The sequence below is a fragment of the Methylomonas sp. HYX-M1 genome, from assembly GCF_040741385.1.
Lineage (GTDB): Bacteria > Pseudomonadota > Gammaproteobacteria > Methylococcales > Methylomonadaceae > Methylomonas > Methylomonas rhizoryzae.
The window spans coordinates 2,443,008-2,457,357 of sequence record NZ_CP160405.1; the positions used below are offsets into that span (position 1 = coordinate 2,443,008).

Consider the following 14,350-nt stretch of genomic DNA (forward strand, 5'->3'; position numbering starts at 1 on the left):
TCATGAAAAAATTCTTGACTTAGCGTTATGAAAAGCTAACGTTTATTACCATTCCTGCCAAACAGTCCGAAAATAATGATGGCCGCAACCACCATGCCGGAATAGACCATGTTTTGGCGCGATGCCCCGAATAGATAGGCAATGCCGGCCCCCAGTCCCATGCCCAGTCCGCTAAACGCCATACTGCGCATTAGGCGGCAAAGCGTGCAGTCTTCCGGATAATGTTTCATTTTCATATGGTTCAAAGGACGCTAGGGCAATGAGTGAACCCAGGTTATATCGGTTACCGGTCTGACTATGATCAAACCGGCAAATGCCGGAAGGGCTATAAATTCAGCATGCCGTTTTTTGCGCGTAATTGCTGCCACTGTACTCGCACGATATGTTTGATCAACAATTCCTGGTCTTCTTCGCGGATATGGGTGAAATCGACGCTGATTTGGTAATGTTCGGGCTCCAAACTGGGGTTTTCTCCCAAACGGCAATCCACCACTTGACCGTATATTTGGATTAAGGCGAGAGTGGTGGGCAAATAAATCTCGATGGCCAGATTTTGGCCGATGTCCATGGCTTGGTTATGATGAAAGGCTATTCCCGAGGCACTTAGATTGACGTCTTGGCAATTTTGCGCATTGACATTGCTGCCAACGAACATAATCGCCTGAGCGACTGCGTTGATTTTTGCATCCAACACTTTGTACAGTTCCACGCAATCCTTGTTATCGCCGGCTATGCGCTGCATGATCAGCAGGGCTTCTTGCGAAAGCACATCCATGGTCGCCGCCAAGGAATGATTGGGCGAAAAATGCCCCGCGGCTTGCAAGCCTTTATCCGCTGTCGCTTGATCGATCAAGCGGTAGGCTAAACTGACATTGTCGTCGATGCGAAAAAAACGCCGCCTCTCGGTTTGAGTATTCTGCATGGCAAGTTCCTAAAATTTAGAGTTTCGGGTCCGTAACACTGTCGGATTGAATAATTTCCGGCCCGCCGCCGTTGTCGCTATCGATCTCGTTACGGGCAATGACGATTTCCACCCGGCGGTTGATCGCGCGATTTTGCGGGGAATCGTTAGCCACTAAAGGCTGGGTGTCCGCATAGCCTTCCACCAAAAAGCGTTTAGGATTTATGCCTTTTTTGTCCAGCAAATATTGAGCGACCGTGACCGCCCGCGACGAGGATAGCTCCCAGTTGGAGCGGTACATGATGGTTTTGATCGGCACGTCGTCGCTATGGCCGGCAACGATGATTTTGCCTTGCGATTGCGCCACCGAATCGGCAATTTTATCCATGACCGGTTCGAAACCGGGTTGCAGCACCGCGCTGGCCGAGGCAAACGAGCCTTTTTCGTTAATTCTGATGACGATTTTGAAACCTTTGGTTTCTACCGTCACCATGCCGCGCTCGATTTCCTCTTTCAAGCGCTCTTTGATTTTTTCAGCCTCTTCCTTGATTTCTTCCAGCTTGGCTTCGATGATTTTTTGCTTAGCCAGCTCCATGGCCTCCGGCGACTCGTCCATTTTTTCCGATTGCTGTTGAGTCGATTGTTTGATTTCCTCCAGCGGCGTCGGCGTCACTTGTCCCGGGGTGAAATGTTGCTCGATGATACTGGTTCCCATCGGAATGTCGTCGACCGGTATTACCCGTTGCACCCCGAATGCCTGCTTCAACGAGTCGGCCACGTGCTTGAATTTCTGCACGTCCATGCTGGCCATGGACAGCAGCAATACGAAAAAACACATCAGTAACGACATCAAGTCGGCAAAAGTCGCCAACCACATCGGCGCTCCTACCGGAGGACATTTAGGGCAATCGGACATGGTTAATCCTCGTTACGTTTTTTCTCGGCCACATAAGTATTCAAAAGAGTTCGCAATACTTTGGGATTGGTACCTTCCTGCAAATTGGAGATAAAGTTGATCACCAGTTCTTTGTTGGCTTTTTCGTAATTGAGTACGGACGCCAATTTATCGATCATAGGCAGCGCAAACACGTTGGCGATTAATGCACCATATAAAGTGGTCAGCAAGGCAACAGCCATAGCAGGGCCGATCGCCGACGGGTCGGACATGTTGGCCAACATTTGCACCAAACCAACCAAGGTGCCTATCATGCCCATGGCCGGTGCCAAATCGGCGACACCTTTCCACATGCCCTGCCCGACTTCGTTACGGCTGACCATTAAATCTATATCCTGTTGCAGCAAGTTTCTGACGAACTCCGGATTGTAGCCGTCCACGCACAAGCGTATGCCTTTTTTCATAAACGGATCGGATACTTCGGCAGACTCCAATGCCAGTAAACCGTTTTTACGTGCTATATCCGCCAGGGTAACGGCTTCTTCTATCAGTACGCTAGGATTGACTTTTTTATTCATGAAAGCCCTGCCGACTACGCCGAACGAGCGCAAGAAATCGTCTATGGGCAGGCGCATTAACGACACGCCGAAAGTACCGCCGAATACGATTAAAATAGACGGCATGTCAACAAACAACATCAGATCGCCTCCGGTCAGGATGGCTGAAGTGATGATGGCGACGCCTAATAAAAAACCCACTAAAGTTGCTAGATCCACTGGCACTTCCTCGGTTTATTTTGCTTACATTGATGAGACGCGCTTAGGATAGCCGAATTGCGTAATTCAGACTGTTTTTTGGCAATTTCGCGTTGTAGGAATTGCGCCGGGAAACGTTTATGAGGGCTGGCGTGCCGGGCAGCAAACATTTCGAATCGCATTGCCAGTGGCATGCGCAGCCAAATCGCACATTTAAAATTTAGAGCACGCTCAGGCACGCCCGATAGGAAACGCCAATACTTGTGAAATATCTTGCGCTTGACCGGCGACCATCAGCAATCTATCCAAACCGATGGCTACCCCACTGCAATCGGGCAGGCCCTGCGATAACGCAGCCAGTAAGCGTCGGTCTTTGCAGACCGGTGTTAGGCCTTGGCGGGTTCGAAATTGAATTTCGGCGTCAAACCGCGCTTCTTGCTCAACGGCATCGCGCAGTTCGTAATAGCCGTTGCCAAGCTCGACGCCGTTAATGAACACTTCGAAGCGTTGACAGATGCGCGGGTCGGCCGGATGCAAGCGCGCCAACGAAGACTGTACGGACGGATAGTCGTATATCAAGCAAATCGTGTTTACCGGCAGACGGTTTTGCAGATGATGACTGAACAACAAGTCCAGCCACAAGGCGTGATGATCGCCGCATAGCTCGGCGGCCTCCGGCAGGCCGATTTGTTCGGCAAAGGCGCGGTAAACCGGCGCATTGAAGTCCAAAGGATCTATCCCTGAGTAGCGCAGAAACCAATCGCGGTAGCTGGCGCGTTCTACCAACAGCTCAGGAAAAAATGCCGTTAAATAGCCGGTCAATAATGCGGTGACTTCATCCATCAGACGCTGCAGATCGAAACCGACCCGGTACCATTCGAGAATGGTGAATTCCGGATTGTGATAGCGCCCGGCTTCGCCATTGCGAAAGGCTTTGCAAATTTGATAGATGCTGCCGGTTCCGGCCGCCAGCAGCCGTTTCATCGCAAACTCCGGCGAAGTTTGCAGAAACAGCGTTTGGGGCGTTGTTCCCGCATAGTCGGCGCGGAAAAAAGCCAGATTAGGATCGGTTCCGGTGGTATGGCACAGCAGCGGCGTTTCGACCTCCATTACCTCGCGCTGCGCGAAGAATTGGCGAATAGCCGCCAGCAGACTTGCTCTGGACTTTAGCTGACTCAGGTCCGCAGTCGGCTGCCAGTCCTCTGTCACTGTTCTTTGGCGCGGGACACGTATTCGCCGGTACGGGTATCCACGCGAATCACTTCGCCGATTTGCACGAACAACGGTACGCGCACTACCGCGCCGGTTTCCAAGGTGGCCGGCTTGCCGCCGCCGCCGGACGTATCGCCTTTCAAGCCCGGATCGGTCTCGGTGATTGCCAGTTCGACGAAATTAGGCGGGGTCACCGACAACGGCGAATCGTTCCACAAGGTCATGGTGCAAAGATCTTGCTCTTTCAGCCATTTGATCGAGTCGCCGACCGCACTTTTATCGGCTTGGTATTGTTCAAAGGTATCGGGAACCATGAAGTGCCAGAACTCGCCGTCGTTATAGAGATACTGCATGTCGATGTCGACTACATCGGCCCCTTCCACGGTATCGCCGGATTTGAAAGTACGCTCGATGACACGCCCGGTTTTCAGGTTGCGGATTCTTACGCGATTGAACGCTTGGCCTTTGCCGGGTTTGACGAATTCGTTTTCGATGATGGAACAAGGATCGTTGTCCAGCATGATTTTTAAACCACCTTTGAATTCGTTGGTGCTGTAAGTCGCCATTTTTTCCTCGTGAAACAAACAATAAATCCGGCGATTATAATGGATATGGATTTTAATCGGAAATTGGAGCTCCATTGACCTTAGCAAGCGACCATTGGCAGCGGCAACTCGCCGAAGCATTTTCCAGCGTGGAAGCGTTATGCCATTACCTGCAACTCGACCCCAGCACTATATCGGCCATTTCCAACGTTAAAAGTTTTCCACTAAAGGTTCCCCTATATTTCGCCGAAAGAATCGAAAAAGGCAACCCGGACGACCCGTTGCTGCGGCAAATTTTGCCGGTTCGAGACGAATTAATCGACTATCCCGGTTATAGCTTGGATCCCGTAGGCGATTTGACGGCGGTTGCTCATCCCGGGGTAATCCAAAAATATCGCGGCAGAGTGCTGTTAATTACGACGGGGGCTTGTGCAATTCACTGCCGCTATTGCTTTCGGCGCCATTTTCCATATGCGGACTTACAGCTGAGCAAACGCAAAATCGCCGCGGCCGTTCAATACATCTCCAGCCTCAGCGATGTGACCGAGGTCATTTTGAGCGGTGGCGATCCGTTACTATTGGGCAACGATGCCTTGGCCGACTTGATCGAGCGATTAGGCTGCATAAGTCGAATTCGCCGGATCCGCATCCATACTCGGGTACCCGTCGTCTTGCCGGCACGCATCGACGCCGGTTTACTCGAGATTTTCCAAAAGGTGTCCGCTCGAATCGTTATAGTCTTGCATGCCAATCATCCCAACGAGTTAAGCCCGGAGGTGGCGTCGGCATGTCAAAAACTCAAGTCGTTGGGCCTGACTTTATTAAATCAAAGCGTTTTGCTCGCTAAGGTCAACGACGACGGCTCAACCTTGATAGCACTCAGCGAACAACTTTTTGCATTGGGCATTTTGCCCTATTACTTGCATTGCTTGGACAAGACCCGCGGCGTCGGACATTTCGAAGTTAGCAGCGACACCGCCGTGCAGTTGATGCAAGTACTACGCGAGCACTTGCCGGGCTATCTGGTACCCAAGCTCGTTCAGGAACAAGCAGGGGCTGCATATAAAATACCGATTGGTTAACACTCGGCGGCGGCAGGGCGATTGTCCCCAATCCACTTGCGGTTTACTATTTACCCGAGTTTGTTTTTCAATGTCGCCGCATGATGCTAAAGGCCGGGCCTGATTCCATTCGTTATGTACGCCTTGCCTTGTTACTGGCAGGCGTAGACTTTGCTTTAGAGTTAAGCAAGCAATTGTGCGCTGCAAAGGGAATTGCTATCGAATTACCGGCGCTACTGCACGCTTCTTTAGGCCTGGCCATACTAACCCTGCTGTTTGGCGTTCGTGCACGCTTACACGGCGATATCACCCGAAGCTCCGCCACGCATAAAGAATGTTTTTCCAAACTGCCTTACCCGGCGGTCTGATGGATGTACAGATGCCCGTGATGGACGGTTACGAAACAACCCGCAAGTTACGCAAGCTGCCGCACTGTGCGACCTTGCCGGTCATCGCGATGACCGCAAACGTGATGAGCGACGACAGAAACAAATGTTTATTGTCCGGCATGGACGACTTTATCGGCAAACCCATTTTGCCGCAAACCTTGTATAGCACGTTAGCCAAGTGGATAAAACCACGCTGTTATCAACAAGAAATCCCGGCATACAATGCAAGCGACAACGACCTGCCCAATTTGTATGGGATAGATAGAGAGATCGGACTCCAACATACTGCCGGAGACAAATCGGTCTATTTAAAAATCTTGCGAAAATTCGCCGATAATCATGCGGCCAGTATCAGAGAAATTGAACAGGCTTTGCTCTCCGGCAATTTGCACTCCGCCAAACAACTCACGCATACTCTAAAAGGTCTATCGGCTTCTTTAGGCGCTCTCGAATTGCACGGACACGTTTTGCACTTGGAAGAAATGCTACAAAATTCCGAAACCACAACAGCCTCTTCCGCACTACAAACGGCATTAGCTATGGCTGCGCAAGAACTAAGCAGAGTTGTCGGTCATATCCGTACTGCACTGCCCGGGCCGCAATTGCTAACCGCCAATCCGGAGCGGGCATTTTCTCCATTAGAAAAGCGCCGCCAACTCAACTTGTTACTTAGCAAATTGCAAGCCTTCGATTCAGACGCCGATCAACAGTTGGAACGCGTGCTTGCGGGAATAGAGGATCAAACAGTCACACAAGAATTATTGAAAATCAGAAGCCAAATCGCCCATTACCGCTTTGTCGAAGCCTCCGACGCGTTGTCTCAGCTCCTTGATTCTTGTGAATAAACTTCATGGATAAAAAAACTGACAATACCATTTTGGCGGTCGACGACAGCCCGGAAAACTTGGATTTGATAAAAAATATTTTGGAGCCGTTTTATACGGTGAAAGTAGCCACGTCCGGTAGTTTAGCGGTGCACATTGCCCAAAAACATAATCCGGACTTGATTTTGTTGGATATTATGTTAGGCGACGCAAACGGCTTCGACATATGCCATTTGCTAAAATCCGACGATAAAACCCGGAATACTCCGGTTATCTTTCTAACAGCCAAACGCTCGGAAGCGGACGAAGTACAAGGATTTAAAATCGGCGGCAGCGATTACATTACCAAGCCATTTTCTCCCGCCATTGTATTAGCCCGAGTGAGAACGCAAATACAGCTGAAGGCAAAAACCGATTTATTGGAGAAACTCGCGTCACTGGACGGTTTGACCGAAATTCCCAACCGGCGCGCGTTCGATGTCGCACTGGATCGGCAATTCAATCAAGCGCAACGCACGCGGACGCGATTGTCTTTGTTAGTACTCGATATTGATTTTTTTAAATTATTTAACGACTATTACGGACATCCTATCGGCGACGATTGCTTACGACGGGTGGCGCGTGCTTTAACCGTACACACCCAACGCCCGGGAGATTTAGTTGCCCGCCTGGGGGGCGAGGAATTCGCAATCTTGTTACCGAATACCGACATCGACGGGGCTATAATGAGGGCCGAACAATATCGATTGGCAGTGGAACGCCTGAAAATTCCTCACGCCGTTAACAGCCCGCTGCCGCATATAAGTGTTTCGATCGGAGTGGGCACGATTGAACCCCACTCCGACGGACATGCTGCCGAACTCTTTCAAGTCGCCGATGCAGCCCTCTATCAAGCTAAACATTCCGGGCGCAATTGCGTTGCACGACATTTCAGGATGGCTTGATTTTAGCCGTGATTGCCTGACAATCCTGTCTATAATCCTAGCTGCCGGTTTCAAATACCTTCTACACAAGGCTTATGCATCTTTATCTCGATTTCAATGCCTCTTATTTAGCCGCTTTTATTATCGGGCTGTTTAGCAGTCTTCACTGCATCGGCATGTGCGGCTCCATTATAGGAACATTGACTTATAGCCTGAGCGAAGAGCTGCGCAGCAACAAACGCATCCTGTTCAGCATCGTTTTGAGTTACAACTTAGGACGAATCGCAAGCTACGCCTTGGCCGGTACGGTGGTGGGAACGTTGGAAGCATTTTTGACCTTGCCCTTTACTCAAGGTCACGCGCACCGCGTGTTGCAACTGTTATCCGCGTTAATCATGACCGGCGCGGGACTTTATATCGGCGGCTGGTTTCCGCGCTTTGCCTACATAGAAAAATTGGGTGCCCGGTTTTGGAAGCTCATAGAACCTTTCGGCAGACGCATGATCCCTGTGACTAACAAAACCCAAGCATTACTGTTTGGCATGATTTGGGGATGGTTGCCGTGCGGACTGATTTATACCGCCCTGGCTTTGGCCGCCACCACAGGGAACATTCTACATAGCGCGATGACTATGCTAGCATTTGGGCTCGGCACTTTACCTGCAGTAGTGGGAGTCGGTATAATGACCTCGTGGCTAGCGCGGATATCCAGAGTTCAATTATTTAAGCGAGTAGTCGGTATTTTATTTATCGTATTCGCGCTACTGGCCGCTTTCCCTTGGCTTAATCCAATGCGTGTCGAACACATTATGACGTTTTGAGGGGTTTACAGTGGATCATTTCAGTTCAATCATTGGTCAATCTCCGGCTCTGGAAGCGTTGATACGCAGTGCCCGCATGGTAGCTGCGACCGATGTAACGGTATTGATAAAAGGGGAGACCGGTACCGGAAAGGAAGTGTTAGCTAGCGCCATTCAAAAAGATAGCAACCGGGTAAACAAACCCTTTATCACGCTCAACTGCGCAGCTTTGCCGGAAGGACTGGTCGAATCGGAAATATTCGGTCACAAAAAAGGCGCTTTTACAGGGGCGTTTTCCGACAAGCAGGGTTTATTTCAAGCAGCGGACGGTGGCACCTTATTTTTGGACGAAATCAACTCCTTACCGCTCACCATACAAGCTAAATTACTCCGTTTCTTGGAGTCCGGGGAATGTATGCCGGTTGGCGGAACAAAACCGTATCGGGTCGATGTTAGGGTTATTGCCGCTACCAATGCCGATTTGAACTCGCTGATCGATTCCGGGGAATTTAGACGCGACTTATATTTTCGGCTGAATGTAGTACCTCTTGAACTTCCCTCTTTGTCCGAACGCAGCGAAGATATCGATGCCCTAGCTAAACATTTTTTTAGCCACTTCGCTAAAACCCATTCTTTAGATGCGCCTACATTCAGTAAACAGGCATTAAAGACCTTGAAAAGCTATTCTTGGCCCGGTAACGTCAGAGAATTACGCAATCTGTGCGAGCGCCTGAGCATATTGTTAGCGGGACGGATGATTGAACCAGAAAATTTACCGCACGAATTCACCAATTCAGTTTCAGTACCCGCAACTACTAACTTCAAATTGCCGGAAATGGGCATTCAATTGGATGAGCTGGAAGCCAACATGATCCATCAGGCCTTGGCTAGAACCAACGGCAATCGCAGTAAATCCGCACGTCTATTGGGAATCTCCAGAGACACCCTGCTTTACCGGATTCAAAAACACGGCTTAGCAACGCATTAGCCGTTGATCAAAATCGGATTACGGGTCTAAGACCTGCCTCCGGCCAGGCTTGTCACAAACAAGCCTTAATTCTTCCTTCTGATCCACTGCACCGTACAATTATCGCTGCGCCCTTGCGAGCGTAAAATTGCCAATTGTGCCAATTTTCTGAGTTCCGCCTTACCGCTCGAAGGCTGCGCCAACTGCAATAACTCAGATTCTTTAATGGACTCCCAAAATCCGTCGCTACATAAAATGAAAGTTTCACCCGGCAGAATAGGCTGGAACTGTTCAACGTCTACATAAGGCGGAGTTAACGCATTGATGCTGCGAGTTAGCCGGTTTTGTTCCGGATGCACACCCATTTCCCAGCCGGTCAACTTACCCTCTTCGTAAAGTTGCTGAATCCTCGAATGGTCTCTACTGCGCCATACTATTTTGTCCGGTGTTAATCGATAGATACGCGAATCCCCACAATGCGCGGTAACGGTGCGCGCGTCGTCCAAATACAATATCGCACAGGTGGTATGCGCGTCGGCGGCAAGGTTATCATCGGCAAATAGTTTGCGCATGCCGGACGCCGCAGCATTCATCCAAGCACCAAAAACTGTTTGAATGTCCTCGGCTATTCGCGGTTGAAAGCTTGCCGCCAAGGATAAAACGGAACGACAAAAATACTGCGATGCTTTTTCGCCCGCTTGATGACCACCCAGCCCGTCTGCAACGATAAACACCGCATAATCGGAGCAAACACGATGGGCCATACAGTCTTGATTGACAGATCTGTCTCCCGCGGAAGTCAATTGATAAAATTCAAGAACTTCCTGCATCGTGCTATGACTCGGCACGCGCTGCCCGCATTATTTTCTTCATATCCTTTACCGCTTGCGCCAAACCGCTGAATACCGATTGGGCAATGATAGAGTGACCGATGTTTAATTCGACGATAGAGGGGATTTTACAGATCGCTTCTACGTTGTATACATTCAAGCCGTGGCCGGCGTTGACTTGTAAGCCGGCTTGATGAGCGTATTCCGCAGCACGTCTGATACGCTCCAGTTCTTGCTCCTGTAAAAACGGTGTTTCTGCATCGGCAAAACGACCGGTGTGCAATTCGATGACGGGTGCTCCGACTTGTATCGTAGCGTCTATTTGGGCTAACTCCGGATCGATAAACAAGGAAACCGCTATACCCGCATCGGCCAGCAAGCCGCAAACATCCTGCATTTTAGGTAAAACGGACACCACATCCAAACCACCTTCAGTGGTCAACTCTTCGCGCCGTTCCGGTACCAAGCAACAGGCTTGAGGTTTTATCCGGACAGCAAAATCGACCATGGCGTCCGTCACTGCCATCTCTAAATTTAATTTAGTTTGCAGAGTTTGCTTAAGTAACAATATATCCCTGTCTTGAATGTGCCGCCTGTCTTCGCGTAGATGGGCCGTGATCCCGTCGGCTCCCGCCTGCTCGGCAATCAACGCGGCTTGTATCGGCTCCGGGTAACGTGTTCCGCGCGCCTGCCTGAGTGTTGCGACGTGATCAATGTTAACCCCTAACAACACGGTTTGTTTATTTGCAGTCGGTAAGTTATTCACTTTTCTCCATTATTAATTCGCTAAACCGCAATTACATGAACTTTATCATTTGCGCTAAAACTTCCCTGCTTTTCAATTGCTTTCCAAGCAAATAATAATCCAGCACCTGCCGACACAGCGTCTTGGTTTCTTGTAGCTGCACGAGACTAAGCGCTTGCCTGTTATTCAAAGCTCTAAGAGTTTGCATACTGATACAGCCCTGTGCGTCCTGGATCAACCCTTGATCACCATGAAAACGGTAGCGTTCGCTCGCTTGACTACTAGAAACGGCGGCTTCCGGCAACATTCCGTAACCGAGCGCCTCAAGCAAGTCTAATTCGAAATACCTCAAAATCTCTTCGACCGCATTGTTACCGGTTAAATGATCGATACAATTGCGATAATTAATAAATACTTCGGGGTATGGATCATGCGGATACAATAATTTCTGCAGCAACTCGTTTAAATAAAATCCACAGTAAAGCGATAACTGCCTAAGCTCATAGCGGCAAGCCAACTCTACGTCCGTTAATAGTTTCACTTCATGTTTATCCAAAAAAGAGATATTTAAGAGCGAGAAAGGCATTAAAACGCCGGCAAATTTGGACTTGGGTTTGCGTACGCCTTTAGCCAACACCGAAATAATGCCGTAATCTCGGGTAAATAACTCGATGAATACGCTGGTTTCCCGATAAGAACGTTGATGGAGTATAAAAGCGGGCTGCAAATAAACCGCAAAAGCCGACATTGGCGTTATTGATTGTCCGAAAACCCAAGATTGTGCAAGGCCCGCTCGCTATCCGACCAGCCTTTTTTGACCTTGACCCATAGCTGTAAAAAGACCTTATGACCCAGCAAGCGCTCGATATCGATTCGGGCATCCGTGCCGATTTTCTTTAACATTTCGCCTTGTTTGCCGATGACAATACTTTTTTGACTGCTGCGCTCGACCCAAATATTGGCATAAATTTTACTGAGTTCCTCAAAATCTTCATAGAGCTCAATATCAACAGTCAAGGAGTAAGGTAACTCATCGCCTAACCGGCGGGTCAGTTTTTCGCGAATGATTTCCGCAACAAAAAAGCGCTCAGACCTGTCGGTAATTTGATCGGCAGGAAAAATCAAATCGGCTTCAGGCAACAAACTCATAATATATTGTTCCAACACATCGAGTTGTTTGTCCTTTAACGCGGAAATCGGAACGATATGGCGGAATGGATATTTTTGGGCAGCAGTCGCAAGAAATTCCATGAGCTCCGTTTTGTCTTTCAATTTGTCGATTTTGTTGATCGCCAAAATAACGGGTATGTCGGCATTGTGCAGCTTCTGAAAAATACGCTCGTCGTAGTCGTGCCAAAACGCACCATCTAACAACCAAACCACTAGGTCAACGCCTAACAAAGTGCTATCCGCCGCTTTATTTAGATAGCGATTAAGTGCCTTTTTTTCATCGCCGTGCATACCCGGGGTATCTACAAATATTGCCTGGCCCAGGTCGGTAGTTTTAATGCCGAGAATTCGGTGTCGGGTGGTTTGCGGTTTTCTGGAGGTAATGCTGAGTTTCTGCCCCAGCAAATGATTCATTAGGGTAGATTTGCCGACATTCGGTCTACCGATTAATGCAACATATCCGCAATTCATGCGTTTTTTTGATCCAATAAAATTAACATGCTCTCGGCGGCGGCTTGTTCCGCCCTTTTGCGCGATATTCCCGTGCCGCTAGTCGTTTGTTCGCAAATAGCCACCCGGCATTTGACCTCGAAAGTTTGCGCGTGGTCCGCACCGGTCATACTCACCAATTCGTAAATCGGTAACTCCTTTCTGCGAGCTTGCATCAATTCTTGCAGGCGAGTTTTCGGATCTTTGTTCCAACTGTCCAATTTTATATTGGAAAACTTTTCCGCAAACAATTCGAGTACCCAATGGCGGCACACGTCTATACCTTGATCCAGCAGCAACGCGCCGATGATGGCTTCCAAGGCGTCGGATAATATGGAATCCCGGCGAAAACCGCCGCTTTTTAATTCCCCGGAACCCAATATTAGATAGTCGCCTAAATGATGTTGGCGCGCCAATTCGGCCAATGAGGTTTGATTGACCAAACTCGCCCGCAATCGACTTAATACCCCTTCTCCTGCACCTGGAAATTGGGAATAGAGCCACTCTGCGATGACGAAACCGAGGACGGAATCGCCTAGATATTCCAGACGTTCGTTGTTTTGTGCCCCGGCGCTACGGTGGGTCAACGCCGTTTTAAACAGCAAAGGTTGACGAAATACTAAACCCAGTTTTTGGGCTAATAATTCCGGATGCTTTATCACTGGTCTCCTGCTTCAAAGCCTTCGTGAAACTCCACCAACACACTCAGGTTGCCGAATATGGGTTCCACACGTTCGTATTCGATGTCTAACTTTACATAACCGGGTTGAGCGATTAAGGTAATATCGTCGTCGGTTACATATTCGACATAATTCAAATTAAAGCGTTTATGTAAACTATCTAATATCTGATTTCTGGACTGGCTAGCGATGTCCGGAGTTTTTTTCAAGGCTTCGACCGCATTGGAAACTTTGCTGTTATTGATGTAAAGAGGGGCGATTTTTAGGATCAATAAAGTAAAGAAACCGATTAAACATAACAAAAACACCAGCGAAATAAAGGTCAGCCCGCGCTGTGATTTGATATGAGAAAACATGGTGCAGCCCCCGAATGGTTGTTAGTTGTTATTAGCGTAATACTGTACCGAGTCGATTAAATGCAATACCGTTATTCTCCCAGTCCCAGTTCATCCAGATAAAAAAGGCCTTGCCGACTAAATTCGCTTCGGGGACCGTACCCCAATATCGGCTATCGTTGCTATTGTCCCTGTTGTCCCCCATCATGAAGTAGTGCCCGTCCGGTACGACGAACACATCTTCTACCGAAGACACGCCGGAATTGATTAAAATCGAATGCTCGACGCCGGCCAAATTTTCACGCAATTCTTGGGCACCGGTCATGCTTCTACCTTGCCCCACGCCTTGATAGCGGCCTATGGGGGTCTGGCTGATCAATTCGCCATTGACATAAAGCTTTTTTTCGAAATATGCGACTCTATCTCCGGGCAAACCTATCACCCTTTTAATGTAGTCGATGCTAGGTTGTTTAGGATAGCGGAATACCACGATATCGCCGCGTTGCGGCTCGCCCAGTTCGACGATTTTGTCGTTCAATACCGGTAGCCTGATGCCGTAGCTGAATTTATTCACCAGAATAAAATCCCCTACCAGTAACGTAGGCATCATGGAGCCGGAAGGAATTCTGAACGGTTCAACCAAAAACGAGCGCAACAACAATACGAACAAGACGACCGGAAAAAACGAGCGGGCATATTCGACCAAAATGGGTTCGTTATCGGTCGGATAAGATTTTCTATTGGCTTTCAGATATACATAATATCCCCCCCATACCGCTCCGGTGACAAAGGTGGCCACCACCAGATAAAACGAAAAATCGTGGTCCAT

The 14,350-nt window shown here is 49.0% G+C and carries 19 protein-coding genes; 6 read left to right on the plus strand and 13 right to left on the minus strand.

The features are described from left to right. Positions 1-35 precede the first annotated feature (35 nt). From AB0A83_RS10985 to efp, 6 genes are all read right to left on the minus strand, one after another. Positions 36-236: a hypothetical protein gene (locus AB0A83_RS10985; protein WP_367154138.1), complete on the minus strand. Its 201-nt coding sequence runs from the start codon at positions 234-236 to the stop codon at positions 36-38. Between the two features lie 89 nt (positions 237-325). Continuing rightward, positions 326-922: a PilZ domain-containing protein gene (locus AB0A83_RS10990; protein ID WP_150048344.1), complete on the minus strand. Its 597-nt coding sequence runs from the start codon at positions 920-922 to the stop codon at positions 326-328. A 16-nt stretch (positions 923-938) separates the two neighbouring features. Then, a complete protein-coding gene (locus tag AB0A83_RS10995) occupies positions 939-1,817 on the minus strand; it encodes a flagellar motor protein MotB (RefSeq protein WP_150048346.1) in 879 nt (292 codons plus the stop codon). Positions 1,818-1,819: 2 nt separating this feature from the next. Continuing rightward, positions 1,820-2,572 carry a MotA/TolQ/ExbB proton channel family protein gene (locus tag AB0A83_RS11000; RefSeq protein WP_150048348.1) on the minus strand — a complete coding sequence of 251 codons (753 nt, stop codon included), beginning with the start codon at positions 2,570-2,572 and terminating at the stop codon, positions 1,820-1,822. Positions 2,573-2,782: 210 nt separating this feature from the next. Further along, positions 2,783-3,760: an EF-P lysine aminoacylase EpmA gene (gene epmA / locus AB0A83_RS11005; protein WP_150048350.1), complete on the minus strand. Its 978-nt coding sequence runs from the start codon at positions 3,758-3,760 to the stop codon at positions 2,783-2,785. Beyond that, the gene (gene efp, locus AB0A83_RS11010) at positions 3,757-4,329 is read right to left on the minus strand and encodes an elongation factor P (RefSeq protein WP_367154139.1); all 573 of its coding nucleotides are present in this window, start codon (positions 4,327-4,329) and stop codon (positions 3,757-3,759) included. The genes epmA and efp overlap by 4 nt, the downstream gene beginning before the upstream one ends. A gap of 74 nt (positions 4,330-4,403) precedes the next feature. Here efp and epmB point away from each other — a divergent pair, with 74 nt between their 5' ends. The 6 genes from epmB (at position 4,404) to AB0A83_RS11040 (ending at position 9,293) form a co-directional block, all read left to right on the plus strand. Beyond that, on the plus strand, positions 4,404-5,390 hold the full coding sequence (epmB, locus tag AB0A83_RS11015; RefSeq protein WP_150048353.1) for an EF-P beta-lysylation protein EpmB: 987 nt from the start codon (positions 4,404-4,406) through the stop codon (positions 5,388-5,390). 80 nt (positions 5,391-5,470) lie between these two features. After that, a complete protein-coding gene (locus tag AB0A83_RS11020) occupies positions 5,471-5,737 on the plus strand; it encodes a hypothetical protein (RefSeq protein ID WP_367154140.1) in 267 nt (88 codons plus the stop codon). Next, entirely contained in the window at positions 5,704-6,603 is a 900-nt protein-coding gene (locus AB0A83_RS11025) for a response regulator (RefSeq protein WP_367154141.1), read from the plus strand. The genes AB0A83_RS11020 and AB0A83_RS11025 overlap by 34 nt, the downstream gene beginning before the upstream one ends. Positions 6,604-6,608: 5 nt before the next feature. After that, positions 6,609-7,526 carry a diguanylate cyclase gene (locus AB0A83_RS11030; RefSeq protein WP_150048356.1) on the plus strand — a complete coding sequence of 306 codons (918 nt, stop codon included), beginning with the start codon at positions 6,609-6,611 and terminating at the stop codon, positions 7,524-7,526. A 74-nt stretch (positions 7,527-7,600) separates the two neighbouring features. Continuing rightward, complete coding sequence (locus tag AB0A83_RS11035; protein ID WP_150048358.1) at positions 7,601-8,326, plus strand: sulfite exporter TauE/SafE family protein; 726 nt, start codon at positions 7,601-7,603, stop codon at positions 8,324-8,326. Positions 8,327-8,336: 10 nt separating this feature from the next. Further along, positions 8,337-9,293: a sigma-54-dependent Fis family transcriptional regulator gene (locus AB0A83_RS11040; RefSeq protein WP_150048360.1), complete on the plus strand. Its 957-nt coding sequence runs from the start codon at positions 8,337-8,339 to the stop codon at positions 9,291-9,293. A 65-nt stretch (positions 9,294-9,358) separates the two neighbouring features. On the opposite strand, the gene AB0A83_RS11045 is transcribed toward AB0A83_RS11040, so the two are convergent. The 7 genes from AB0A83_RS11045 to lepB are packed head-to-tail and all read right to left on the minus strand — an operon-like array spanning position 9,359 to position 14,350. Next, entirely contained in the window at positions 9,359-10,102 is a 744-nt protein-coding gene (locus AB0A83_RS11045; RefSeq protein ID WP_150048362.1) for a PP2C family serine/threonine-protein phosphatase, read from the minus strand. Between the two features lie 4 nt (positions 10,103-10,106). Continuing rightward, the gene (pdxJ, locus tag AB0A83_RS11050) at positions 10,107-10,868 is read right to left on the minus strand and encodes a pyridoxine 5'-phosphate synthase (RefSeq protein WP_150048364.1); all 762 of its coding nucleotides are present in this window, start codon (positions 10,866-10,868) and stop codon (positions 10,107-10,109) included. Between the two features lie 31 nt (positions 10,869-10,899). Then, positions 10,900-11,595, minus strand: coding sequence for a DNA repair protein RecO (recO, locus tag AB0A83_RS11055; protein WP_150048366.1), 696 nt, complete (start codon positions 11,593-11,595; stop codon positions 10,900-10,902). A 5-nt stretch (positions 11,596-11,600) separates the two neighbouring features. Next, positions 11,601-12,488 (minus strand): GTPase Era, encoded by an 888-nt coding sequence (era, locus tag AB0A83_RS11060; protein WP_150048368.1) that lies wholly within the window; start codon positions 12,486-12,488, stop codon positions 11,601-11,603. Further along, positions 12,485-13,168 carry a ribonuclease III gene (rnc, locus tag AB0A83_RS11065; protein WP_150048370.1) on the minus strand — a complete coding sequence of 228 codons (684 nt, stop codon included), beginning with the start codon at positions 13,166-13,168 and terminating at the stop codon, positions 12,485-12,487. The genes era and rnc overlap by 4 nt, the downstream gene beginning before the upstream one ends. Further along, on the minus strand, positions 13,165-13,542 hold the full coding sequence (locus AB0A83_RS11070) for a DUF4845 domain-containing protein (RefSeq protein WP_150048372.1): 378 nt from the start codon (positions 13,540-13,542) through the stop codon (positions 13,165-13,167). Before AB0A83_RS11070 ends, rnc begins: the two co-directional genes overlap by 4 nt. A gap of 31 nt (positions 13,543-13,573) precedes the next feature. Beyond that, complete coding sequence (lepB, locus tag AB0A83_RS11075) at positions 13,574-14,350, minus strand: signal peptidase I (protein ID WP_150048373.1); 777 nt, start codon at positions 14,348-14,350, stop codon at positions 13,574-13,576.

Coding starts and splice junctions, on each gene's coding strand:
- lepB (WP_150048373.1), bottom strand. CDS start 14,350: ATGGACCACGATTTTTCGTTTTATCTGGTGGTGGCCACCTTTGTCACC.
- AB0A83_RS10985 (WP_367154138.1), bottom strand. CDS start 236: ATGAAAATGAAACATTATCCGGAAGACTGCACGCTTTGCCGCCTAATG.
- AB0A83_RS11025 (WP_367154141.1), top strand. CDS start 5,704: ATGTTTTTCCAAACTGCCTTACCCGGCGGTCTGATGGATGTACAGATG.
- AB0A83_RS11045 (WP_150048362.1), bottom strand. CDS start 10,102: ATGCAGGAAGTTCTTGAATTTTATCAATTGACTTCCGCGGGAGACAGA.
- AB0A83_RS11070 (WP_150048372.1), bottom strand. CDS start 13,542: ATGTTTTCTCATATCAAATCACAGCGCGGGCTGACCTTTATTTCGCTG.
- efp (WP_367154139.1), bottom strand. CDS start 4,329: ATGGCGACTTACAGCACCAACGAATTCAAAGGTGGTTTAAAAATCATG.
- AB0A83_RS10990 (WP_150048344.1), bottom strand. CDS start 922: ATGCAGAATACTCAAACCGAGAGGCGGCGTTTTTTTCGCATCGACGAC.
- AB0A83_RS11035 (WP_150048358.1), top strand. CDS start 7,601: ATGCATCTTTATCTCGATTTCAATGCCTCTTATTTAGCCGCTTTTATT.
- AB0A83_RS10995 (WP_150048346.1), bottom strand. CDS start 1,817: ATGTCCGATTGCCCTAAATGTCCTCCGGTAGGAGCGCCGATGTGGTTG.
- era (WP_150048368.1), bottom strand. CDS start 12,488: ATGAATTGCGGATATGTTGCATTAATCGGTAGACCGAATGTCGGCAAA.
- AB0A83_RS11020 (WP_367154140.1), top strand. CDS start 5,471: ATGATGCTAAAGGCCGGGCCTGATTCCATTCGTTATGTACGCCTTGCC.
- recO (WP_150048366.1), bottom strand. CDS start 11,595: ATGTCGGCTTTTGCGGTTTATTTGCAGCCCGCTTTTATACTCCATCAA.
- AB0A83_RS11030 (WP_150048356.1), top strand. CDS start 6,609: ATGGATAAAAAAACTGACAATACCATTTTGGCGGTCGACGACAGCCCG.